The organism is Pseudooceanicola sp. (assembly GCF_029213205.1).
Taxonomy (GTDB): domain Bacteria; phylum Pseudomonadota; class Alphaproteobacteria; order Rhodobacterales; family Rhodobacteraceae; genus Pseudooceanicola.
This window is the reverse complement of sequence record NZ_JARGNH010000009.1, coordinates 96,406-120,345: the sequence shown is the minus strand read 5'-3', so window position 1 is coordinate 120,345 and position 23,940 is coordinate 96,406. Positions and strand designations below refer to the sequence as shown.

Genomic DNA, 23,940 nt, shown 5'->3' with positions numbered 1-23,940 from the left:
CCATGGCCAAGCGCTGTGATCGGTTCGGCCCGGAATGGTGACCCTGGACGAAGCGCTGGCGGCGCTGCGTGCCGGGGCCGAACCGGGGCGCGCCGAGTCCATGGCCGCCTATCATAAGGTGGCGCGGACCTATCTTGGCACCCCGAATCCGGCGATCAACGACCTGACCAAGACCTGGCGGCAAGACCTTTCGCTGAACGAGCGCCTGATCCTGGCCGGGGCGCTCTGGAACACCAATATCCACGAGGCGATGCTGGCGGCGGCCAAGCTGCTGACCCAGGCGCGGATTCGACCCGATTCGGCGGCCTGGGATCTGATCTGTGCCTGGGTGCCGGATTTTGACGGTTGGGCGGTCGCCGATCACGCCTGCATGGCCGGGCAGCGCCGGATCACCGCCGATCTGTCGCGGCTGGACCGGGTCGAGGGCTGGACCCGCTCAGAGCATATGTGGACCCGGCGCGCGGCGCTGGTGATCACCTTGCCGCTGAGCAAATCAAACCATCCGAAACCTGATGAGGCGGCGGCGCGGGAGCGGGTGCTGGGCTGGGCGGCCAGCTATGTGTCCGACCGCGACTGGTTCATCCAAAAGGCGGTGGCCTGGTGGATCCGCGACCTCTCGAAACATGATCCGGCGCGGGCACAGGCCTTCCTTGACCAACATGGTGCCGCGATGAAACCTTTCGCGCGCAAGGAAGCCGGGAAATACCTTGTCAAACCGACAGGTTAGTTCGCAAAGACTTCGATTTCGGGCAGGCCGGTAATCGGCGCGCCGAGCGCCTGGAACGCCGCCAGCGACATCCGGCTCCCGGCCTTGGCGGTTCCGGGAATTGCGATCAGATCGACATCGACCCGCTGCCCCTTGTAGGCCAGCCGCCCCTTGCGATCCGCCGCCACCAGCGGCGTTTTCAGCCACAGCCCCGGCTGGCCGACATCGCCCAGCGAAGCGATGGTCACGCCAAGCCGCCCGCCTGGCCCGGCGACAGGTTTGGCCGCGGCCACATCCGTCGCATCAGGCGCCGCAGCATCCGCCGATCCCGGCCGGGCGCGCGGGCGGGTCTGGCCATCGCCATCGCGCACCGCAACCGGCCCCTCACCGCCGCGATCAGGGCGCAGAACCGCGCAGCCCGCTGGCAAGGCGGTTAGGGCCAGCACCAAGAGCGTATGTCTGAGCATCGTCATCTCATCAGCCTAAGCCCGGCCCGCCCAGACGACAATCGGTGATCGCACTCTTGCCGCCGGATGCGCGGATCCTTACCTTCGCCCTATGGACATGCCCCTGATTGATCCCTTCGCCCGGCCGATTTCCTATCTGCGCGTTTCGGTGACCGATCGCTGCGATTTCCGCTGCGTCTATTGCATGACCGAAAACATGACCTTTCTGCCAAAGAAAGACCTGCTGACCCTGGAAGAGCTGGACCGGATGTGTTCGGCCTTTATCGGCCTCGGGGTGAAAAAGCTGCGGATCACTGGCGGCGAGCCGCTGGTGCGGCGCGATATCATGACGTTTTTCCGCGCCATGACCCGGCATCTGGACAGCGGCGCGCTGGACGAATTGACTCTGACCACCAATGGCTCACAGCTGGAACGCTTTGCCGGGGATCTTTACGCCGCCGGGGTGCGTCGGGTGAATGTGTCGATCGACACGCTGGACGAGGAAAAATTCGCCCGGATCACCCGCTGGGGCCGGTTGCCACAGGTGCTGCGCGGACTGGATGCAGCCCAGGCCGCCGGGCTGCGGGTCAAGATCAACGCGGTGGCGCTGAAAGGCTTTAACGAGGATGAGCTGATCAGCCTGGCCGAATTCTGCGCCGCCCGTGACATGGACATGACCTGGATCGAGGTGATGCCGATGGGCGATCTCGGCAATGAGGACCGGGTCGGGCAATATTGGTCGCTGGAGGATCTGCGCCGCCAACTGGCCCAAACCTATACGCTGATCGACCTGCCCGAACGCACCGGTGGTCCGGCGCGCTATGTGCGGCTGCAGGAAAGTGGCCAGAAGATCGGCTTTATCACCCCGCTCAGCCATAATTTCTGCGAAAGCTGCAACCGGGTGCGATTGACCTGCACCGGCCAGCTGTACATGTGCCTGGGGCAGGAAGACATGGCCGACCTGCGCCCGCCCCTGCGCAACCATCCCGACAGCGACACGGTGCTGGCCGAGGCGATCCGCGCGGCCATTGCCCGCAAACCCAAGGGCCATGATTTTGATTATTCTCGGCAAAAGCCGGATGGCCAGGTGTCGCGCCATATGAGCCATACCGGCGGCTGAACCCGTCGCAGGGGGCGCTGCCCCCTCGGCCCTTGGCCTCACCCCCGGGATATTTTGGACCAGAGGAAGCGGAATCGGTTTTGCACGAGGCTGACATCCGACCTGGGACAATTGACTTGGGGCGCGGCTACGGGATTGATAGGCGCCAGCTGAGGAGGATTTCCAGATGAACCAGATGAACGACATAGGTCCCGACCCCGCGCTTGAGGCGCTGACCGAGCCGCTGGATGTCCTGATTGTCGGCGCCGGAATTTCCGGCATCGCCGCCGCGCGCTATCTACAGCAGGAACGGCCCGACGACAGCTATGCGGTGATCGAGGAACAGGACGGCTTTGGCGGCACCTGGCGCACCCATAAATATCCCGGCATCCGCTCGGACAGCGATCTGCACACATTCGGCTATGGCTTCAAACCCTGGGTCGGGCCACCGATTGCCACCGCGGACGAGATCAACGCCTACCTCGGCGAGACCATCGCCGAAAACGATCTCGGCAGGCATATCCATTATGGCTGGCGGATCGAAACAGCGCGCTGGAATTCCGCCACCAACCTCTGGACCGTCACCGCGCGGCAGAGCGGCAGCGGCAAGCTGCGCGAGGTGTCGGCACGGTTCCTGTGGATGTGCCAGGGCTATTACCGCCATTCCAAGGGCTATACCCCGGACTGGCCGGGGATGGCGGATTTCAACGGCGAGATCATTCACCCGCAGAGCTGGCCCGAGGATTTCGACGGCGCCGGCAAACGCATGGTGGTGATCGGCTCTGGTGCCACGGCGGCGACCCTGGTTCCCAATGTCACCGATATGGTCGATCACGTCACCATGCTGCAGCGCTCGCCAACCTATTTCCGCTCCGAGCGCAATGAAATCGCCATCGCCGCGCGGCTGCGCGAATTGCAGGTCGACGAGGTCTGGATTCATGAGATCGTGCGCCGTGAAATGCTGGTCCTGGGCCGCGATTTCGCGCTGCTCTGCGCCGCCAACCCTGAGGCGGTGAAGAAAGAGCTGATTGCCACGGCCAAGAAATACCTGGGCGAGGATTTCGATTACGACAAGCATCTGACCCCGTCCTACGCCCCCTGGCGGCAGCGGCTGGCGCGAATCCCGGACGGCGATCTGTTCAAGGCGCTGGCCGGTGGCAAGGCCTCGATCGAAACCGATGAGATCGAAAAATTCGTGCCCGAAGGCATCCTGCTGAAATCCGGCAAGCTGCTGGAGGCCGATGTCATCGTCACCGCCACCGGCTTCGACCTCTGCGCCTTGGGCGATATTGCCTTCGAAATCGACGGTCAGGCGCTCGATCTGCATGACACCGTCGGTTATCGCAGCATGATGTTCACCGGGGTGCCCAATCTGGTTTGGGTGATGGGCTATTTCCGCTCGTCCTGGACCCTGCGGGCCGAGCTTGTGGCGCAATTCGTCATGCGCCTGCTCGATCACATGCAGGCCGGTCAGAAAAGCCGGGTCGAGGTGAAATTGCGCGCCTCGGAGCAGGATATGGAGCTGTTCGACTGGGCCGATGAAGAAGATTTCAATCCCGGCTACCTGCTGCGCGGGCAAAATATCTTTCCCCGGCGCGGCGCTTCGAATGAATGGAAGCTGAACCAGGATTACTGGGTCGAAAAAGACGAATTCGCCGCCATCGACCTGGATGACGAGCTGTTCGCCTATCGCTGAGCGTGGCGGCGGGCATCCGGCGTTCGACGATTTCCGCCCACCAGGAGCAGCCCGCCGGGATCGCCTCGTCGTTGAAATTGTAGTCCGGGGTATGGACCTTGGCGCTGTCGCCATTGCCGACCAGGATATAGGCGCCGGGGCGCTCTTCGAGCATATAGGCGAAATCCTCACCGCCCATCGTCACCTCGGCCAGGTCGCATTTGCCGGCGACGGCGGTGGCGACCTCGACGGCGAATTCGGTCTGATCGACGGAATTCACCATCGAGGGATAGCCGCGAATCCAGGTGATATCGGCGCGGCAGTCAAAGGCCGCGCAGGTCGAGGTCGCGATCTGCTTGAACCGCTTTTCGGCCAGTTCCCGGGTGGCTTTGGTCATCGTGCGAATGGTGCCGCGCAGATTGACCGAGGGCGGAATCACGTTGAACGCGGTCGAGGCGGTGACGAAGGAGGTCACCGAGACCACGATCTGTTCCACCGGATCGGCGTTGCGCGACACGATGGTTTGCAGCGCCAGCACCAACTGCGCGGCGGCGATCGTCGGATCGGCCACGGTGTTGGGCATCGCCGCATGACCGCCCTGCCCGACCACGGTGACATCGAATTGATCGGTCGCCGCAAAGAACGGGCCGGATCGGATGGCAAAGGCGCCGGTCGGCATGCCGGGCCAATTGTGCATCCCGTAGACCTCTTGAATGCCGAATTTTTCCATCATCCCGTCGTCGCACATTTCCTTGCCGCCGGCGCCGCCTTCTTCGGCGGGTTGAAAGATCACCACCACGGTGCCGTCGAAATTGCGGGTTTCAGAGAGGTATTTCGCCGCCCCCAGCAGCATCGCGGTGTGGCCGTCATGACCGCAGGCATGCATGGCGCCCGGGGTCTTGGAGGCGTAATCCAGCCCGGTCGTTTCAAGGATCGGCAGCGCGTCCATATCGGCACGCAGCCCGATCACCTTGCCTGAGGTGTTCGACTTGCCCCGGATCACGCCGACGACGCCGGTGCGCCCGATCCCGGTCTCGACGGTGTCACAGCCAAAAGCGGTCAGCTTTTCCGCGACAATCCCGGCGGTGCGATGGGTGTCGAACAGGATCTCGGGATGTTCGTGCAGATCGCGACGCCATGCGGTGATTTCAGTCTGCATCTCGGCAAAACGGTTCTTGATCGGCATGGCTCAACCCTTTCTCAGATGATCCAGCAGGCGCTGCATGAAGGCATGACCGGCCTGGAATTGTTCGATGGTGATGAATTCGTCCGGCTGATGCGCCTGGGCGATGTCGCCGGGCCCACAGACCACGGCGGAAAAGCCATGCGCCTGGAAATAGCCGGCCTCGGTGCCATAGCTGACCACATGGGTGCCATTGTCACCGGTCAATGACCGGGTCAGTTGTTCGGCGGCGCCATCGACCTCCGGGGCCAGCCCCTTGGCTCCGAACTTCTCGGAAATCACGATCCCGGCCTCGGGACGCACCTTTTTCATCTCGGCATCGAGCCGCGCCACTTCGGCCTTGAAGCGGGCGCCCCACTCGGCGGGATCGTCGCCGGGCACGCAGCGGAAGGTCAGCACGAAATCGCAATCCTTGGCGGTGATGTTATGGGCGGTGCCGCCTTCTATCATGCCGACATGGACATTGGTCCAGGGTGGATCGAACAGCGCGTCCACCCCGGTCGGGGTCTTCGCCATGCCTTCGGCGTTCATCTCATTGGCCCACATGATCAGCCGGGCCGCCTCCATCACCGCCGAAACCCCCTTGTAGGCGATCGAGGAATGCACCTCGAACCCTTCGAAATGCACCTGAAAGCCGATCCCGGACTTGTGCCCGGTGACCACCTGCAGGGTCGAAGGTTCGCCGATGATCGCGGTCGAGCCCTTGGGGAACTGCCCATCGGCATCGCGGATCAGCGGATCGACACCGATCAGCCCGACCTCTTCGTCATAGGTCAGTGCCAGTTGCAGCGGCCGAGTCAGGCCGCTGGCCTGGCCCTCGACCAGCGCCCAGATCGCCAGCGCGTCGAACCCCTTCATGTCGCAGCAGCCACGGCCGTAATACTTGCCATCCCGCTCGATCACGGTGAACGGGTCGCTGGACCAGGCCTGCCCGTCCACCGGCACCACATCGGTATGACCCGACAGCACCACCGCGCCCTCGACCAGCGGCCCGGCATGGGCCCAGAGCCCGGCCTTGGGCTCATCCTTGTGCAGATGTCGAAAGGTCGCCACATCATGGCTGTTCAGATAGGCCTCGACCCAGTCAATCAGCGGCAGGTTGCTGTCGCGGCTGACTGTCGGAAAGCTGACCAGCTTTTCCATGATTTCAAAGGGTGTCAAGCGTTTGGGCATTCGATTTCCTATCAAGCCGGAACCGGTTCGGCGCAAACCGGGGCCGCCACCAATGTTACGCGTCACTCAGCACAGTTCAATTTCCGGATTCACTGTTCACCATTCATTGGTTGCCGTTCAAGAGCCGCCATTTAATAGCCGCTGTCGGTGGTCAGCACGAAATGATCCTCGCCCACCTGCCGATAGGCCGAGGGGTCGGGCACATAGCCGAGATCATGGATCGGCGACGGGATCGGTTTAAAGACCAAATCGTTTTCATCCTTGCGGCGCAGCGGATCGGCGATCGGCACTGCCAGCATCAGCGCCCGGGTATAGGGGTGCTGCGGGTTCTCGAACACCGCGGTGCGGCTGCCGATTTCGACGATCCGGCCCAGATACATCACCCCGACCCGGTGGCTGACCCGTTCCACCACCGCCATGTCATGGCTGATGAACAGGTAGCTGATGTCGAGATCGGCCTGCAATTCCATCATCAGGTTCAGCACCTGCGCCTGGACGCTGACATCCAGCGCCGAAACCGCCTCATCCGCGACGATCAGCTTGGGGTTCAGCGCCAGGGCCCGGGCGATGGCGACGCGCTGGCGCTGGCCGCCGGACAATTCATGCGGATAGCGGCGCAGGAACGAGCGGGGCAATTCGACCCGGTCGAACAGCATCTCGACCCGGCGCATCAGATCGGCGCCTTTGTGGGTGCCGTAATTGCGCATCGGCTCGGCCACCTGATCGGAAAGCTGCATCTGCGGATTGAGGCTGGCAAACGGGTCCTGAAACACCATCTGCATATCCAGCCGCGCCTGCCGCAGCCCCTGCGTGCCAAGCGCGACGATGTCCTTGCCGTCGAGCACAATATGCCCGGATTCCGGTTCGACCAACCGCAGCAGCGACCGCCCGGCGGTGGATTTACCACAGCCTGATTCACCAACCAGGCTCAGGGTCTGCCCCTTGTTGATGGTAAACGAGACATCCTCGACCGCATGCACCTGCGCCACGGTGCGGCGGAAAAAGCCCCCCTTGACCGGGAACCGGGCGGTCAGGTTGCGCACCTCCAGCAGCGGCGTGTCCTCGCCGGTGATCGGTTCGATCTTTTGATCCTTGGCGCCGAACAGCTTCATCGGTTCGGGATAGGCCTTGCCGCGCATCTCGCCCAGCTTTGGCACCGCCGCCAGCAGCGCCTTGGTATAGGGCTGCTGCGGATTGGCAAAGATCTCCTCGACGGTTCCCTCTTCGACCAGGTTGCCGCGAAACATCACCACCACCCGGTCGGCCATCTGCGCCACCACCGCCATGTCATGGGTGATGAACATCACCGCAGTGCCGGTTTCCTTTTTCAGCCGGTTGATCAGCGCCAGAATCTCGGCCTGAATCGTCACATCCAGGGCCGTCGTCGGCTCGTCCGCGATCAGCAGACGCGGCTCGCAGGCCAGCGCCATGGCGATCACCACCCGCTGGCGCATGCCGCCGGACAGTTCATGCGGATATTGTTCCAGCCGCCGTTCCGGTTCCGGGATCCGCACCTGGCGCAGCAGGTCCAGCGCCCGCGCCTTGGCGCTCTCGCGGCTGATGTTCTTGTGCACCCGCAGGCCTTCGGTCAATTGCCGGCCCACGGTGAACACCGGGTTCAGCGCGGTCATCGGCTCTTGAAAGATCATGCCGATTTCGTTGCCGCGAATGTCGCGCATCTGGTCCTGATCGATCTGCGCCAGATCGGTCTGGCCACCATCGCGGCGGTCAAACAGCAACCGGCCACCGGCGATTTCGCCGCCGCCATATTCAACCAGCCGCATCAGCGACAGCGACGACACCGACTTGCCCGAGCCGGATTCTCCGACCACCGCAACGGTTTCGCCGGGCTTTATCGAAAACGACACGTCCTCGACCCCGACCACCGGACCATCCTTGGTCTGAAAGGTGACCCTCAGATTTTCGATCCGGGCCAAGGGTTCGGGCCGGGCCTGGGCATTGGGGGGCGGCTGATCCAGCATGAAGCATATCCTGTTGGCGCAATGGGACGACGCTAGCGATGCCACTGCCCGAATGTCAAACATCCCGGGAAATTGTCCCAGCGTAAAACGAAGGCGAGGCTTGCAATTTAAGCGCAAGCGGTTTTCGATGATCTGCAACCGTGGAGAAGGCCGCCCCAGGTCTTCCGGGGGAGTTTGCTTCGGGGGCTCCTTCCACGGGAGAACACCGCCCCGAGCCGAACAGCACCGATCCGCCAAGAGATCGGGGCAAACCAACTAGGAGTGTGACATGAACCTCAAGTCGCTATTGCTGGGCGCGGCGGCATCGCTCGCCCTGGCACCAACCGCCTACGCCGAGCGCGGCGCGGATGGGCAGTTGAACATCATCTACTGGCAAGCGCCATCAACGATGAACCCCTTCCTGTCCGGCGGCACCAAGGAGGTCGAAGCCGCGTCCATGGTGATCGAACCCTTGATCCGCTTTGACGAACAAGGGGAAATGGTGCCGATGCTGGTCTCCGAGATCCCGACCGTGGCAAACGGTGGCGTGTCGGCCGATCTGAAAACCATCACCTACAAGCTGTCCGATGGCATCAAATGGTCCGACGGCAGCGCCTTTACCGCGTCTGATGTGGTGTTCACCTGGGAATATTGCACCCATCCCGAAGGCGGCTGCGCGCAGAGTTCGTATTTCGACGGCGTGTCCAATGTCGAAGCCACCGATCCGCTGACCGTCAAGGTCACCTTCGCCGAGGCCAAGCCGTTCCCCTACACCGCCTTTGTCGGCTCAGAGAGCCCGATCATCCAGAAGGCACAGTTTGAAAACTGCATGGGCGCCAAGGCTCCCGAATGCACCGACGCCAACTTTAATCCGATCGGCACCGGCCCCTATGTGGTCGACGAGTTCAAACCGAACGACGTGATCTCGCTCTCGGCCAATGCCAATTACCGTGACGCGTCCAAACCGGCCTTTGGATCGGTCAAATTCAAAGGCGGCGGCGACGCAGCGGCGGCGGCCCGCGCGGTTCTGGAAACCGGCGAATTCGACTATGCTTGGAACCTGCAGCTGGCGCCCGAGATTCTGGACAAGATGGAAATGGGCGGCAAGGGCGTGGTCGTTGTGGCCTTTGGCACCTCGGTCGAGCGCCTGCACCTGAACCAGAGCAATGCCTCTGCCGACCTCGGCCCGGACATGCGATCGGTCTATGCCGATGGCAAGAATCCGCACCCGTTCCTGACCGATCCGAAGGTCGGCAAGGCGCTGAGCATGGCCATTGACCGTCAGTTGCTGGTCGACGTGGGCTATGGCAAGGCCGGGAAAGCAACCTGCAACGTGCTGCCGGCCCCGGCGGCCTATGCCTCGACCGCCAATGACAGCTGCCTGAACCAGGACATCGAAGGCGCCAAGAAGTTGCTGGACGAAGCAGGCTGGAAAGTCGGCGCCGGCGGCATTCGCGAAAAGGATGGCGTGAAACTGTCGGTGCTCTTCCAGACCTCGACCAACGCCGTGCGTCAGGATTCGCAAGCGCTGATCAAGCAGTGGTGGGGGGAACTCGGTGTCGAAACCGAGCTGCGCAACATCAATGCTTCGGTGTTCTTTGGCGGCGACCCGTCCTCGCCCGATACCTTCCAGAAGTTCTATGCCGACATCGAGATGTACACCAACAACTTCTCCGGCGTGGATCCCGAGGCCTATATGGCCAACTGGCGTTGCTCGGAAATCCCGGGGCCGGACAAGCAATGGCAAGGGTCGAACATGCAGCGGTTCTGCAACCCGGCCTATGATGCCCTGGTCACCGAGATGTCGAAAACCGCCGAACTGTCCAAGCGCGGCGACCTGGCCAAGGCGATGAACGACATGATCATGGCCAGCTATTCGATCGTCCCGCTGGTGCACCGTGGCGGTCAATCCGCCCATGCCAAGACCCTGGGCGGCGTCAAGATGACCGACTGGGACAGCGAGCTTTGGAACATCGCTGACTGGTACCGGATCAAGTGAGTCCGATTACAGAAGGGCGGCCCTGCGTCGCCCTCCTGCCCCCGTTCCCTTTTCCAACCAGAACCGAAAGCGTTTGGCCTGAATGCTGACTTACACCGTCCGACGGCTGGTTCTTGCGATTCCCACTTTGCTGTTTATCGGCCTGGTGATCTTTCTTTTGCTGGATTTGGCACCCGGTGATCCGACTGCGCAATTGCCGCTGACCATTCCGCCGGAGGTGCGCGAACAGATCCGTCAGTCACTGGGTCTCGACGAACCACTGCCGGTGCGCTTTGGCAAATGGATGGTGCAGTTCTGCTGGGTCGAACCGCAGGTGATGATCGACAGCCTGTTTGGCAGCCATCTCGCCGAAGGCCAGCAGCGCGTGCTGTCCTGGCAGACCCGTTCGCCGGTGATGGACATCGTCTGGCAGCGGATGCCGCAGACCCTCTGGGTCGTCGGCACCGCCTATCTGGTGGCAATCGTCATCGCCCTGCCAATCGGCATCTATTCCGCCTACCGACAATATTCGATCTTCGACAATGTCGGCACCTTTATCTCGATGATCGGGTTTTCGGTGCCGCCCTTCTTTTCCGGGGTTCTGGTGATCGTGATCTTTGCGGTCAACCTGGGCTGGCTGCCGTCGATCTATGACACCACCCATGCGGTGAACGATTGGGACAGTTTCGTCGTGCAATTGCGCCAGATGGTGATGCCGGTGATGGTGCTGGCACTGCAGATCACCGCGCAATTGTCACGCTTCATGCGGGCCTCGATGCTCGACAATCTCAATCAGGATTACGTCCGCACCGCCCGCGCCAAGGGCCTGTCCGAACGGGTGGTGGTGCTGGTCCATGTGCTGCGCAATTCGATGATCCCGGTGGTCACCGTCATCGCCCTGGGCATTCCGCAGATTTTCGGCGGCGCGATCATCACCGAACAGGTGTTCAAGGTGAACGGGATCGGTCAGCTGCTGATCTCCGCGATTCAGGCCAATGACATTCCGATGGTGCAGACGTTGACCTTCATATTCGCAATTCTCATCGTCCTCTTCAATCTGATCGCCGATGTGCTCTACGGCATCCTCGATCCAAGGATCCGCTATGACTGAGGACCGCCGCACCACCGCCGAACCTGACCTCACCGCCGAGGTGCTGGATGCAGTGCTGACCAGTGGCCCGGTGCCGCTGACCCCGCCGCGCAGCCAGTTGAGCGAGGTCTGGAGCCAGTTCATCCACCACAAGGGCGCCGTCGCCGGCGGCGTGGTGTTCCTGCTGATCGTCTTTGCGGTCTTTCTCGGGCCGCAGATCTGGACGCTCGACGCCACCTATATCGACATCCGCGCCCGCAATCAGGGACCCAGCCTGGCACATCCTTTCGGCACCGACCAATTGGGGCGCGACATGCTGAGCCGGATGATGATCGGTGGCCAGACCTCGGTGCTGGTCGGCATCGTTGCGATGTCCCTGGGGCTGGTGCTGGGCACCCTGATCGGGGTTCTGGCCGGGTTCTACCGGCGGCTCGACGGTCTGCTGATGCGGCTGACCGATCTGTTCCTGGCGCTGCCGCTGCTGCCGCTGCTGCTGGTCATGGTGATGCTGTTCCGCGACCGGCTGAGCGCCGCCTTCGGGCCGGAAACCGGGATTTTCATCCTGATGGTCACCGCCATCGGCATCACCTCCTGGATGCCGACCGCACGAATCGTGCGCGGCGACGTGCTGGCGCTGAAAGAGCGTGAATTCGTTCTCGCGGCGCGCTCGATCGGCACCTCGAACCTGATGCTGATCGCCCGGCATATCCTGCCGAATGTGGTCTCGCCGATCGTGGTCTCGGCCACCCTCGGCATCGCCAATGCGATTATCACCGAATCCGCGCTGTCCTTCCTCGGCCTCGGCTTTCCACCCGATTTCCCGACCTGGGGGCGGCTGCTGTTCGACGCGGTGGATTACATGCAACAAAACCCGGAGCGGGTGATCATGCCCGGCCTGGCGATCTCGCTGACGGTGCTGTCGGTGAACTACCTGGGCGACGGGCTGCGCGACGCGCTCGACCCGCGCATCCGCGGCCGCTAACCCCCCTGAGCCCCGACCGCTTCATCTTGCCATAAATATTCCGGGGGAGTCGGGCCGCAGGCCCGGCGGGGGCAGCGCCCCCTCTGCGGCGCACCAAAGCGCGCGCCCCACATCATCCCAGTCACACAATAGCAAAAGGGCGGCCCGAAAGGACCGCCCCATGCATTCCGACCCCATGACGATCAGCTGATCTTGGTCAGCAACTCATCTAGGGATTTCTTGGCATCGCCATAGAACATCCGGGTGTTCTCTTTATAGAACAGCGGGTTCTCGATCCCGGAATAGCCGGTGCCCTGGCCGCGCTTGGACACGAACACCTGCTTGGCCTTCCAGCATTCCAGCACCGGCATCCCGGCGATCGGCGAATTCGGATCCTCCTGCGCCGCCGGATTCACGATGTCGTTCGACCCGATGACAATCGCCACGTCGGTGCTGGGGAAATCTTCGTTGATCTCGTCCATTTCCAACACGATGTCATAGGGCACCTTGGCCTCAGCCAGCAGCACGTTCATGTGGCCGGGCAGACGCCCCGCGACGGGGTGAATGGCAAAGCGCACGGTCTTGCCCTTTGCCCGCAGCCGCTTGGTCAACTCGCTGACAGATTGCTGCGCCTGCGCCACCGCCATGCCGTAGCCGGGGATGATGATGATCGAATCCGCATCCTCCAGCGCCGCCGCGACACCGTCGGAATCGATGGCGATCTGTTCGCCCTCGACCTCCATCGCCGGGCCGGTGGAGCCACCAAAGCCGCCGAGGATCACCGAGATGAACGAGCGGTTCATCGCCTGGCACATGATATAGCTCAGGATCGCACCGGAAGAGCCGACCAGCGCCCCGACCACGATCAGCAGATCATTGCCGAGGGAGAAACCGATCGCCGCCGCCGCCCAGCCGGAATAGCTGTTCAGCATCGACACCACGACCGGCATATCCGCGCCGCCGATGCCCATGATCAGGTGATAGCCGATGAACAGCGCCAGCAGCGTCATCAGGAACAGCGGGAAAAAGCCACCAGTGCTGAAATACCAGAACAGGCACAGCACCGAGAGCCCGGCCGCCGCCGCGTTCAGCAGATGCCCGCCGGGCAGCTTGGTCGCCACCGTGCTGACCTTGCCGGCCAGCTTGCCATAGGCGATCACCGAGCCGGTAAAGGTCACCGCGCCGATGAACACGCCAAGGAACAATTCGACCCGCAGGATCGACACCTCGACCGCCGTCTTATGCGCCAGAAGCGCGGCAAAGCCGGTCAGGTCGTGGCGGGTCGCCGCGTCCATCATCAGCACCCGACCCAGTTCGATATGGGCGTTATAGCCGACGAACACCGCCGCCAGACCGACCAGTGAATGCATCGCCGCCACCAGCTGCGGCATCTCGGTCATCTGCACCCGTGTGGCGACAAAATACCCGATGGTGCCGCCACCGACGATGAGGATCAGCGACAGCAGCCAGAGCCCGGAACCGGGGCCGATCAGCGTCGCAAACACCGCCAGCGCCATGCCGCTGATGCCATACCAGACCGCCCGCTTGGCGCTTTCCTGTCCGGAAAGCCCACCCAGCGAGAGGATGAAGAGGACAGCTGCGACCACATAGGCCGCTGTTGTGAAACCAAAATCCATCTGTCCTACCCCTTACGATTTCTGGAACATGGCGAGCATCCGCCGGGTCACGAGAAAGCCGCCGAAAATATTGATTCCGGCCATGAACACCGACAGCGCGCCCAGCAAAATCACCAGGAACGACCCGGATCCGACCTGCATCAGGGCACCCAGAATGATGATCGACGAAATCGCGTTGGTCACCGCCATCAGCGGCGTGTGCAGCGAATGGCTGACTTTCCAGATCACCTGGAAACCGATGAAGACCGAGAGCACAAAGACGATGAAGTGCTGCATGAAGCTGGCCGGAGCGACCAGCCCGATCGCCAGCAGGATCGCCGCGCCGACCGCCAGCAATGTCACCTGCGAGCGGGTCTGTTTCTTGAACGCCACCACCTCAAGCTCGCGCTTTTCGGCAACGGTCAATTCCCGGGATTTCTCTTTCGGCTTCTGCGCCGCAATCGCCTTCACTTTGGGCGGTGGTGGCGGGAAGGTGATCTCGCCAGCATGGGTCACGGTGGCACCACGGATCACGTCGTCTTCCATATTGTGATTGATCACCCCGTCCTTGGCCGGGGTCAGATCGGTCATCATATGGCGGATATTGGTGGAATAGAGCGTCGAGCTTTGCGCTGCCATCCGGCTGGGGAAATCGGTATAGCCGACGATGGTCACGCCGTTGTCGGTGACGATCTTTTCATCCATCACCGTCATCTTGCAATTGCCGCCACGTTCGGCGGCCAGGTCGATGATGACAGATCCCGGCTTCATCGACGCGACCATATCCTCGGTCCAGAGCTCGGGCGCTTCGCGGTTCGGGATCAACGCGGTGGTGATGACGATGTCGATATCCGGCGCAATCTCACGGAACTTGGCCAGCTGCGCGGCGGCGAATTCCGGGCTCGACACGGCGGCATAACCGCCGGTGGCGGCGCCGTCCTGTTGTTCCTCTTCGAAATCGAGGAACACAAACTCGGCGCCCATCGATTCCACCTGTTCGGCGACTTCGGGGCGCACGTCAAAGGCGTAAGTGATCGCACCCAGCGAGGTCGCGGTGCCGATCGCGGCCAGACCAGCCACCCCGGCGCCGACCACCAGAACCTTGGCAGGCGGCACTTTACCGGCGGCAGTCACCTGACCGGTAAAGAAGCGGCCAAAGTTGTTACCGGCCTCGATCACCGCCCGATACCCGGCGATATTGGCCATCGAAGACAGCGCATCCATCTTTTGCGCCCGGCTGATGCGGGGCACCATATCCATCGCGATGACAGAGGCACCCTTGGATTTGCACAGCTCCATCAACTCCGCATTGGCGGCAGGATAAAAGAACGAAATCAGGGTTTTGTCTTCGGTCAGCCGCTTGGCCTCGGTGTCCGAGGGCGGCCGCACCTTGGCGATGACATCGGCCTCTTTCCAGAGCGCCGCAGCGGTTGCCACCACCTTGACGCCGACGGCCTCATAGGTCGCGTCCGAAAACCCGGCCATGGCGCCCGCGCCGCTTTCGATCAGGCAGTCATGGCCCAGCTTTTGCAGTTGCGTGGCTGAATCCGGGGTCATGGCAACCCGCGCCTCGCCCTCGAACACTTCCTTTGGCGTTCCGATCTTCACGTCCTAGATCCCCCTACTGAACAAAGGTCAGGGCCGCGCCGGATTACCCCGAAGCAGCCCGCAAATTCATTGCGCAATATTGTTACGCGGTTTCGTCAGATGAGATGCCCGTTCTTGCGCAAAGTGTCAAACCCATCTGCGCACCTTCTGGCAATAGCGGGCGAAATCGGCCCGGAACTTCCGCCGCAGACGATCCTCTTCGGGCAGGATGAACCGACGTTCGATCAGCCAGACAAAGATCGGGATCAGCACCAGCGCCAGAACCGCGCCCCAATAGAGGATCATACCGGTCAGAATCAGCGCATCACCAAGGTAAATCGGATTGCGTGAGCGGGAAAAAATGCCTGAGGTGACCAGCGCGCTGGCCTCGGCATGTGGTATGAGGGTGGTGCGCCGACGCCGCATCTCATAGGCCGCCAGCGCCATCAGCACCAGCCCGCCGCCGACCGCCAGCCCACCGAGGAAGCGCGCACCGGTGGTGCCAAAGCTGAGACCCATCGGCACAAAGGCAGCCTGCGCCCAGGCCAGGGCCAGAAACGCGGCCAGCCAGACAGGGGGGATGTCGATCCACTTGCGCATGGCGCCACTTTAGCCCGCCCTCGGAGCCACCGCCATAGAAGCTTTCGCAATCGGGCGGGCTTGTCACCCCGGTGCCGGTGGGTAAGTTGACGCCAGAAACAGGAGGAACTGCATGTATCTCAAGGGCAAACACGCCATCGTCACCGGCGGCGGCACCGGAATCGGCCTCGCCATCGCCCGCGCTCTGGTCTCCGAGGGCGCCGAGGTGACAATCACCGGCCGCCGGATCGAGGTGCTGAAAGAGGTCGCCGACCCCGGCATGCACCCGCTGGTGATGGATATCACCGACGAAGCGCAGGTGCGCGATGTCACCGCCGCCGCCGTCGCCGCCCGTGGCCCGATCCAGATCTGCGTCGCCAATGCCGGAATTGCCGAAGGCCGCAAGCTGCACAAGACCAGCGGCGAGTTCTGGCGCAAGATCATGGCCACCAATCTGGATGGCAGTTTCTATACGGTGCGCGAAAGCCTGCACTCGATGCTCGGCACCGATTGGGGCCGGGTGATCGTGATTTCCTCGATTACCGGGCTGCGCGGTGCCGGCGGTGCGGGTGCGTATTCAGCCTCCAAACACGGGGTGATCGGGATGGTGCGCTCCTTTGCCGAGGATTTCATCGGCGGGCCCTATACGTTCAATTCGATCTGCCCGGGCTATGTCGACACCCCGATCGTCACCCGCAACACTGACTCGATCAAGGACCGCACCGGGGTCAGTGCCGACGAGGCCCGCGATGTGATGGTGAACATCAACCGCCACAAGCGGCTGATCAAACCCGAAGAGGTCGCCGCCGCCGCGCTCTGGCTGTGCAACCCACTCTGTGAAAGCGTCAATGGCTCCGAGGTCGAAATCGCGGGCGGACCGCTCTGAACCATGGCCCACCAGCGCAGGCTCTGAAATCCATCCGGGCGATTGATTGCACCGTCATTTTCGCCCGCGATGCGGCCGGATGCGCCGCCGCCGGTGTCGAGCGTGCCGCGCCGGACGCCGTTCTTGCCCGACCCGGATGGCAATACCCCAGAAATCCAGGCCGAAATCCCGGTGGCCTAGGCGCTTTTCAACACCGGGCACCCGGCCCGGCCCGCCGCCCAGTCGCGCGCCGCATCGCCAAAGGCGGTGAACAGCGGCCGCGATACCGGATCATTGGACGCATTGTATTCCGGGTGCCATTGCACCGCCAGGGTAAAGCCCGACGCACCGTCGACATAGGCGGCCTCGGGGGTGCCGTCCGGCGCGGTGCCGTCGACATGGAAGCGGGCACCGGGGGTTGCCACCCCCTGCCCGTGCAGCGTGTTGGTCATCACCGCAGGCGCGCCCATCAGCTGATGAAACACCCCGCCCTCGGTAAAGGTCACCTTGTGGCGCAGGGCAAATTTTTCCTCGATGGTGCCGTCGGGGGGCATCCGGTGGTTCAACCGCCCCGGCAGGTCGCGAATTTCCGGATGCAGGGTCGATCCCATCGCCACCGCAACCTCCTGAAACCCCCGGCAGATTCCCAGGAACGGCTGGCCACGCTCCACACAGGCGCGCACCAAAGGCAGGGTGATGGCGTCACGGTTGCGATCAAAGGTGCCATGCGCCTCGGTCGCTTCCTCGCCATATTCCTCGGGATGCACATTCGGGCGCCCGCCGGTCAGCACGAAACCGTCAAACTCTGCCAGCAGTTCCTCGACCGACACGAACCGGGGATCGGCGGGGATCAGCAGCGGCATGCAATCGCAGACCTCGGCCACCGCCTGGGTGTTCATCAGCCCGCCGGAATGGGTGCGGTATTGATCATTAATGACGTTATAATTGGTAATGATACCGACGCGCGCGCGGGACATGAGCCACCTGAAATCTGGAATTTGGCACCGATCCTATGCCGCAAGTTGCCGCGAATAAACAGTTAAACCTGTGCATATGCGCAGATCAGCGGCCTTTGACCGCCGTTTGGGCAGGCTTGTGACATTCGTGCCCCGGCTCAGGCTTCCGCGCTCAGCCCCGAGGCCTCGATCCCGGCCACCGCGGCGGCGGCATCGCGTTCCGACAGATCGCCACTGACCCCGACCGCGCCGATCACATGGCCCTTGCCGTCGCGCACCAGCACCCCACCCGGCACCGGCACCACCGCGCCGCCGAACACCCCGTTGGCGGCGGCGACAAAAGCGGCGCCGCCCGGCCCTGCGGCCACCCGCTCGGCCAGCGCGGTGCCGCTCATATGCAGCATCACCGCGCCATAAGCCTTGCCATGCGCAATCCCGAACCGCCCGGGCGAGGCGCCATCTTGGCGCTCAAAAGCCTTCACATGACCCCCGGCATCCAGCACAACCACCGACAGCGGCCGCATCTGCTGCGCCTGTCCGGCCTCCAGCGCCTTGCGGATGATCGTCCGCGCCCGTCTCAAACTGATCTCGGCCATGTCTTTTCCCGCTTCCTCTGGTTCAAAATATCCTCGGGGGGGCGCCCGCAGGGCGTGGGGGGCAGACAGCCCCCCGCTTCCCGCATCAATTGCGCCTCAGCCCGCCGCCTTCATCTCCAGCCGCCGCCGGTGCAGCACCGGCTCGGTATAGCCCGAGGGTTGCACCCGGCCCTGGAACACCAGATCACAGGCCGCCTGAAAGGCAAAGCCGGTGAAATCCGGCGCCATCCGCTGGTAGGCCGGGTCATCGGCGTTCTGGCGGTCGACCACCGCCGCCATCTTGCGCAGCGCCGTCATCACTTCAACCTCGTCCACCACCCCGTGATGCAACCAATTGGCCAAAGCCTGCGAGGAGATCCGGCAGGTCGCGCGATCCTCCATCAGCCCGACGTCATGGATGTCAGGCACCTTGGAACAGCCGACCCCCTGATCGACCCAGCGCACCACGTAGCCCAGGATGCCCTGGGCGTTGTTGGCAACCTCGCGCGCCACCTCGTCGCTGCTCAGGTTGCGCCCGTCCAGCACCGGGATGCGCAGCAGATCCTCAAGCCGGCCACGCGCGCCGCCAGCGGCAATCTGGCTCTGCCGGGTGGCGACATCGACCTTGTGATAATGCGTCGCATGCAGGGTCGCGGCGGTTGGCGAAGGCACCCAGGCGCAGCTCGCTCCGGCCTCGGGGTGGCCGATCTTGGCCTCCAGCATCTCGGCCATCCGGTCGGGCATCGCCCACATCCCCTTGCCGATCTGCGCCCGGCCCTTCAACCCGCAGGCCAGGCCGATATCGACATTGCGATCCTCATAGGCGGCGATCCAGGCGGTGTTCTTCATTTCGCCCTTGGGCAGGAATGGCCCGGCCTCCATACTGGTGTGGATCTCATCCCCGGTGCGGTCGAGGAAGCCGGTGTTGATAAAGGCCACCCGGTGTTTCGCGGCGCGGATGCATTCCTTGAGGTTGATCGAGGTGCGCCGTTCCTCATCCATGATCCCCAGCTTTACCGTATAGCGCGGCAGGCCCAGCAGGTCCTCGACCCGGGTAAAGATCTCGTCGGCAAAGGCGACCTCTGCCGGCCCGTGCATCTTGGGCTTCACCACATAGACCGAGCCTTCGATGGAATTGCGATCACCGCCGGATTTGGCCAGGTCGTGCAGGGCGCAGAGCGTGGTCACAACCGCGTCCATCAGCCCTTCGAACACCTCATCGCCATGGGCGTCCAGGATCGCCGGGTTGGTCATCAGATGGCCGACATTGCGCACCAGCATCAGGGCGCGACCCTTGACCGAAAAATTATGACCATCCGGCGCGGTATAGTCGCGATCCGGGGTCAGGCGGCGGGTAAAGGCGCGGCCGCCCTTGTCCATCTGTTCGCTCAGATCACCCTTCATCAGCCCCAGCCAATTGGCATAGGCCCCGACTTTTTCCTCGGCATCGACCGCCGCGACACTGTCCTCGCAATCCATGATCGCCGAGACCGCACTTTCCAGCCGGACATCGGAAATCCCCGCCAGGTCCTGCTGGCCGACCGGGGTGTCGTAATCCACCACGATCTCGATCAGCAGCCCGTGTTTGCGCAGCAGCACCCGCAGCGGCGCCTGGTCATCGGCGGCCCAGCCGACAAATTGCGCCGCATCCTGCAACCCGACCGGCCCGGCCTCGGAGCTCAACGCCAGGCGTTCGTCATTGACGCTGATCCCGGTGACCGCAGCCCAGCTGGCACCGGTGAGTGGTGCCACCGCATCCAGATGCGCCTTGGCCCAGGCGATCACCCGCAGCCCGCGCGCCGGGTCATAGCCGCCGCCCTGTGGCAAGTCGCCAAGGGCATCGGTGCCATAGAGCGCATCATAAAGCGATCCCCAGCGGGCATTGGCGGCGTTCAGCGCGTAGCGCGCATTGGTCACCGGCACCACCAGCTGCGGCCCGGCGATATGGGCGATTTCCGGGTCGATGCCGCTGGTCTCGATCTCGAAATCCGGGCCTTCGGGCACCAGATAACCAATCTCTTCCAGCAGCGCGCGATAGGCGCCCGGGTCATGCGGCTGGCCGCGCCGGGCCAGATGCCAAGCGTCGATCTTTTGCTGCATCACCTCGCGGGTTTCCAGAAGCGCCGCGTTCCTCGGTGTCAGGTCGGCGATCAGATCGGCAAAGCCGGACCAGAAGTTGTCGGCGCTGATGCCGGTGCCGGGCAAAGCCTGATCGGTGACAAACCGGTAAAGGCTGTCCGCAACCTCAAGCCCGTGGGCCTTGATCCTGTCTGCCATGTTGTTCCCCTGTCCGCTGCTGGTTGCAAGGTGCAGGCTAACGCCCTGTCACTGCCGCCACAAGACGGCGACAGTTCGGCATTTGCCCAGGTTTCTGTTGACGGCCAGGCTGCGCCCCATTTGGTGAGGCAAATGGCGAGACATAGAGCAGCCCGGCGGGCGCTGGCGCTTTACCATGCAGGGCGACGGCATGGACGTTCCGAACCGGCATGAATTCGCTGAGACGGAGCCAGAAAAGCATCTGGCCTATTGGCTGAGCCGCTTTGACGACCTGCGCCACCACAGCGATGTTTTCGTCACCTTTGGTGCCGAAAGCCAGGGCAAGCGGGTCACCGTGAAGACGACCCTTGGCGATATGCCCCGTCGCAATATCATGGCATCTGGCGCGCTGGAAACGGGTTATGAAACGCCGGCCAGCGTTCGACGCGGCGGCACGCAAGCGGCAAGTCGGCTGACACCATCGGGGCGACGCACATCGCCCCGGCCACCCTTGCAATTCCGCCGCCCCTGCCGCAGCAATGGCCAAACCCAAAACGGAGGCGGCAATGAGCAACAAAGGCGAAACAGGCGGCGTAACCATTCACCTGAGCGATTACACCCCGCCCGCCTATCTGGTGGACAAGGTCGAGCTGACCTTTGTTCTGTCGCCCGAGGCGACACGGGTGAAAAGCCGCATCCAATTCCGCCCCAACCCGGCGACCAGCGACCGCGATTTCTTTCTGCATGGTGAGGATTTGACGCTGATCGCGGCCAGTATCGACGGACAGCCGATCAGCCCCGAGGTCACGCCAGAGGGTCTGCGCTGCGCGGTCCCGGACGCGCCGTTTGACTGGCAAGCCGAGGTCGAAATTGCCCCGGCACGCAACACCGCGCTGGAAGGGCTTTACATGTCCAACGGCATGTATTGCACCCAATGCGAGGCGCAGGGATTTCGCAAGATCACCTATTACCCGGACCGCCCGGATGTCATGGCGACCTTCAGCGTGCGGATCGAAAGCGACCTGCCGGTGTTGCTGTCGAACGGCAACCCGCAGGCCAGTGGCGCCGGTTTTGCCGAATGGCACGATCCCTGGCCGAAACCGGCCTATCTGTTCGCGCTGGTGGCCGGTGATCTGCTGAACCATCCGGGCCAGTTCAAGACCATGTCCGGGCGCAAGATCGAGCTCAATGTCTGGGTGCGCCCGGGTGACGAGGGCAAATGCGCCTTTGCGATGGAGAGCCTGAAAAAGGCGATAAAATGGGATGAGGATGTCTATGGCCGCGAATACGACCTCGACATCTTCAACATCGTCGCGGTTGACGATTTCAACATGGGCGCGATGGAGAACAAGGGGCTGAACGTGTTCAACTCCTCCGCCGTGCTCGCCTCGCCGGAAACCTCGACGGACGCCAATTTCGAACGGATCGAAGCGATCATCGCGCATGAGTATTTCCACAACTGGACCGGCAACCGGATCACCTGCCGCGACTGGTTCCAGCTCTGCCTGAAAGAGGGGCTGACGGTGTTCCGCGACAGCCAGTTCACCGCCGATATGCGATCCGAACCGGTGAAGCGAATCAGCGATGTGATCGACCTGCGCGGCCGCCAGTTCCGCGAAGACAACGGCCCGCTGGCGCATCCGCCGCGCCCGGATCATTTCGTCGAGATCAACAATTTCTATACCGCCACGGTCTATGAAAAGGGCGCCGAGGTGATCGGCATGCTGAAACGGCTGGTCGGGGACGCGAATTACGCCAAGGCGCTGGACCTTTACTTCACCCGCCACGACGGTCAGGCCTGCACGATCGAGGATTGGCTGAAGGTGTTCGAGGATGCCACCGGCCGCGACCTCAGCCAGTTCAAACGCTGGTATACCGATGCCGGCACCCCACGGGTGAAGGTGCGCGAGGATTGGGCGGATGGCACCTTTACCCTGACCCTGTCGCAATCGACGCCGCCGACCCCGGGCCAGCCCGACAAACCGGCACGGGTGATCCCGGTGGCCGTCGGCCTGATCGGCCCCAATGGCGACGAGGTGCGGGAAACCACGGTGCTGGAGCTGACCGAAGCCGAGCAAAGCTTTGAGTTCAACGGGCTGGGTGCCCGGCCGATCCCGTCGATCCTGCGCGGGTTTTCGGCGCCGGTGATCCTGGACCGCGACACCGACAATGCCGAACGCGCCTTTCTGCTGGCCCATGACACCGATCCGTTCTGCAAATGGGAGGCCGGGCGCGCCCTGGCCCGTGACGGGCTGCTCAGGATGCTGAACGAGGGCGCCACGCCCGACGACAGCTATCTCGGCGCGCTGGCGGCCACCCTGGCCGATGACAGCCTTGACCCGGCCTTTGTCGCGCTGGTTCTTGCCCTGCCCTCTGAGGATGACCTGGCCCAGGCCCAGGTCGATGCCGGGCGGGTGCCCGATCCGCAGGCGATCTATCAGGCGCGCGAGGCGCTGCTTGATGCCATCGCCGACCGTCTGGGCGATCAATTGCGCGCCGCCTATGAGGTCAATCAGGTGCCCGGCGATTACCGCCCCGAAGCGGCGCATGTCGCGGCAAGGTCGCTGGCCAACAGCGCGCTGATGCTGCTGTCGCGGCGCGATGGCGGCGCCCTCGCCCGCACCCAATATGCGGCGGCTGACAATATGACCCAACAACTCAGCGCCCTGTCAGCGTTGCTGATTGCCGGGGCCGGAGCCGAGGCGCTGGCCGGGTTTGAACGGCAATGGCGCGCCGACCGGCTGGTGATGGACAAATGGTTCATGCTGCAGGTCGGTCATGCCGCGCCCGAAGACACGGCGGCAACGGTCCAGCGCCTGACCGAGCATCCCGATTTCACCCTGCGCAATCCCAACCGGTTCCGCGCCGTCTATGGCGCCCTGGCGCTGAATCAGGCCGGGTTTCATCATGCCAGCGGTGACGGCTATCGGATCATGGCCGATGGGCTGATCGCGCTGGATGCGCTGAACCCGCAGACCACGGCGCGGATATGCACCGCGTTTCAGAGCTGGCGCCGCTATGACGCTGACCGCCAGCAGATGATCGCAGCCGAACTGGACCGGATCGCGGCCCGTGACGGGCTGAGCCCGGATTGTGCCGAAATGATCGCCCGGATCCGCAACGGTTAGGCCGGACGGCCCGGTTGCGCCCCGCTGATGGGCGCGAACCGGGCCAGCCCCCTGACCAGGGCCACGCCCCAAGGCCACGCCCGGTCATCAGGGCGTCAATGTGGCC

17 protein-coding genes and 2 pseudogenes are annotated in these 23,940 nt (G+C 63.2%); 9 read left to right on the top strand and 10 right to left on the bottom strand.

Features of this window, described 5'->3' with window-relative positions:
* The first annotated feature begins 37 nt into the window (after positions 1 to 37).
* Positions 38 to 727: a DNA alkylation repair protein gene (locus P1U48_RS09480; RefSeq protein WP_301068732.1), complete on the top strand. Its 690-nt coding sequence runs from the start codon at positions 38 to 40 to the stop codon at positions 725 to 727.
* Here P1U48_RS09480 and P1U48_RS09475 read toward each other — a convergent pair.
* Positions 724 to 1,179 (bottom strand): hypothetical protein, encoded by a 456-nt coding sequence (locus P1U48_RS09475; protein WP_301068731.1) that lies wholly within the window; start codon positions 1,177 to 1,179, stop codon positions 724 to 726. The genes P1U48_RS09480 and P1U48_RS09475 overlap by 4 nt on opposite strands.
* An 85-nt stretch (positions 1,180 to 1,264) precedes the next feature.
* On the opposite strand from P1U48_RS09475, the gene moaA reads away from it, so the two are divergent.
* Together moaA and P1U48_RS09465 are read left to right on the top strand one after the other, a co-directional pair.
* Positions 1,265 to 2,272 (top strand): GTP 3',8-cyclase MoaA, encoded by a 1,008-nt coding sequence (moaA, locus tag P1U48_RS09470; protein ID WP_301068730.1) that lies wholly within the window; start codon positions 1,265 to 1,267, stop codon positions 2,270 to 2,272.
* A 166-nt stretch (positions 2,273 to 2,438) separates the two neighbouring features.
* Positions 2,439 to 3,947 carry an NAD(P)/FAD-dependent oxidoreductase gene (locus tag P1U48_RS09465; RefSeq protein ID WP_301068729.1) on the top strand — a complete coding sequence of 503 codons (1,509 nt, stop codon included), beginning with the start codon at positions 2,439 to 2,441 and terminating at the stop codon, positions 3,945 to 3,947.
* Positions 3,948 to 3,951: 4 nt separating this feature from the next.
* On the opposite strand, the pseudogene P1U48_RS09460 reads toward P1U48_RS09465, so the two are convergent.
* The 3 genes and pseudogenes from P1U48_RS09460 to P1U48_RS09450 all read right to left on the bottom strand — a co-directional run.
* A pseudogene (locus P1U48_RS09460) lies at positions 3,952 to 5,112 on the bottom strand (M20 aminoacylase family protein); the annotation flags it as partial.
* A 3-nt stretch (positions 5,113 to 5,115) separates the two neighbouring features.
* Positions 5,116 to 6,282 (bottom strand): acetylornithine deacetylase, encoded by a 1,167-nt coding sequence (gene argE / locus P1U48_RS09455; RefSeq protein WP_301068728.1) that lies wholly within the window; start codon positions 6,280 to 6,282, stop codon positions 5,116 to 5,118.
* A 131-nt stretch (positions 6,283 to 6,413) separates the two neighbouring features.
* Positions 6,414 to 8,264, bottom strand: a complete 1,851-nt coding sequence (locus P1U48_RS09450) for an ABC transporter ATP-binding protein (RefSeq protein WP_301068727.1) — start codon at positions 8,262 to 8,264, stop codon at positions 6,414 to 6,416.
* A 268-nt stretch (positions 8,265 to 8,532) separates the two neighbouring features.
* Here P1U48_RS09450 and P1U48_RS09445 point away from each other — a divergent pair, with 268 nt between their 5' ends.
* The 3 genes from P1U48_RS09445 (at position 8,533) to P1U48_RS09435 (ending at position 12,293) form a co-directional block, all read left to right on the top strand.
* A complete protein-coding gene (locus tag P1U48_RS09445; protein ID WP_301068726.1) occupies positions 8,533 to 10,242 on the top strand; it encodes a peptide ABC transporter substrate-binding protein in 1,710 nt (569 codons plus the stop codon).
* 82 nt (positions 10,243 to 10,324) lie between these two features.
* A complete protein-coding gene (locus tag P1U48_RS09440; protein WP_301068725.1) occupies positions 10,325 to 11,332 on the top strand; it encodes an ABC transporter permease in 1,008 nt (335 codons plus the stop codon).
* Positions 11,325 to 12,293: an ABC transporter permease gene (locus tag P1U48_RS09435; protein WP_301068724.1), complete on the top strand. Its 969-nt coding sequence runs from the start codon at positions 11,325 to 11,327 to the stop codon at positions 12,291 to 12,293. Before P1U48_RS09440 ends, P1U48_RS09435 begins: the two co-directional genes overlap by 8 nt.
* Positions 12,294 to 12,475: 182 nt before the next feature.
* Here P1U48_RS09435 and P1U48_RS09430 read toward each other — a convergent pair whose 3' ends face one another.
* The 3 genes from P1U48_RS09430 to P1U48_RS09420 form a co-directional block, all read right to left on the bottom strand.
* Positions 12,476 to 13,909: an NAD(P)(+) transhydrogenase (Re/Si-specific) subunit beta gene (locus tag P1U48_RS09430; protein ID WP_301068723.1), complete on the bottom strand. Its 1,434-nt coding sequence runs from the start codon at positions 13,907 to 13,909 to the stop codon at positions 12,476 to 12,478.
* 12 nt (positions 13,910 to 13,921) lie between these two features.
* Positions 13,922 to 15,496, bottom strand: coding sequence for a Re/Si-specific NAD(P)(+) transhydrogenase subunit alpha (locus tag P1U48_RS09425; RefSeq protein WP_301068722.1), 1,575 nt, complete (start codon positions 15,494 to 15,496; stop codon positions 13,922 to 13,924).
* A gap of 126 nt (positions 15,497 to 15,622) precedes the next feature.
* A complete protein-coding gene (locus tag P1U48_RS09420) occupies positions 15,623 to 16,075 on the bottom strand; it encodes an isoprenylcysteine carboxylmethyltransferase family protein (protein ID WP_301068721.1) in 453 nt (150 codons plus the stop codon).
* Positions 16,076 to 16,187: 112 nt separating this feature from the next.
* Between P1U48_RS09420 and P1U48_RS09415 the strand changes: the two genes are divergently transcribed.
* Entirely contained in the window at positions 16,188 to 16,940 is a 753-nt protein-coding gene (locus P1U48_RS09415) for an SDR family oxidoreductase (RefSeq protein ID WP_301068720.1), read from the top strand.
* 176 nt (positions 16,941 to 17,116) lie between these two features.
* Here P1U48_RS09415 and P1U48_RS09410 read toward each other — a convergent pair whose 3' ends face one another.
* The 3 genes from P1U48_RS09410 to P1U48_RS09400 form a co-directional block, all read right to left on the bottom strand.
* On the bottom strand, positions 17,117 to 17,896 hold the full coding sequence (locus P1U48_RS09410) for a gamma-glutamyl-gamma-aminobutyrate hydrolase family protein (RefSeq protein ID WP_301068718.1): 780 nt from the start codon (positions 17,894 to 17,896) through the stop codon (positions 17,117 to 17,119).
* A 137-nt stretch (positions 17,897 to 18,033) separates the two neighbouring features.
* Complete coding sequence (locus P1U48_RS09405; protein WP_301068717.1) at positions 18,034 to 18,471, bottom strand: heme-binding protein; 438 nt, start codon at positions 18,469 to 18,471, stop codon at positions 18,034 to 18,036.
* Between the two features lie 96 nt (positions 18,472 to 18,567).
* The gene (locus P1U48_RS09400; protein ID WP_301068716.1) at positions 18,568 to 20,727 is read right to left on the bottom strand and encodes a malate synthase G; all 2,160 of its coding nucleotides are present in this window, start codon (positions 20,725 to 20,727) and stop codon (positions 18,568 to 18,570) included.
* 142 nt (positions 20,728 to 20,869) lie between these two features.
* Here P1U48_RS09400 and P1U48_RS18195 point away from each other — a divergent pair.
* Together P1U48_RS18195 and pepN are read left to right on the top strand one after the other, a co-directional pair.
* Positions 20,870 to 21,067 (top strand): annotated as a pseudogene (locus P1U48_RS18195) (SRPBCC domain-containing protein); the annotation flags it as partial.
* Between the two features lie 205 nt (positions 21,068 to 21,272).
* Positions 21,273 to 23,834 carry an aminopeptidase N gene (gene pepN / locus P1U48_RS09395; RefSeq protein WP_301068715.1) on the top strand — a complete coding sequence of 854 codons (2,562 nt, stop codon included), beginning with the start codon at positions 21,273 to 21,275 and terminating at the stop codon, positions 23,832 to 23,834.
* Positions 23,835 to 23,940 lie beyond the last annotated feature (106 nt).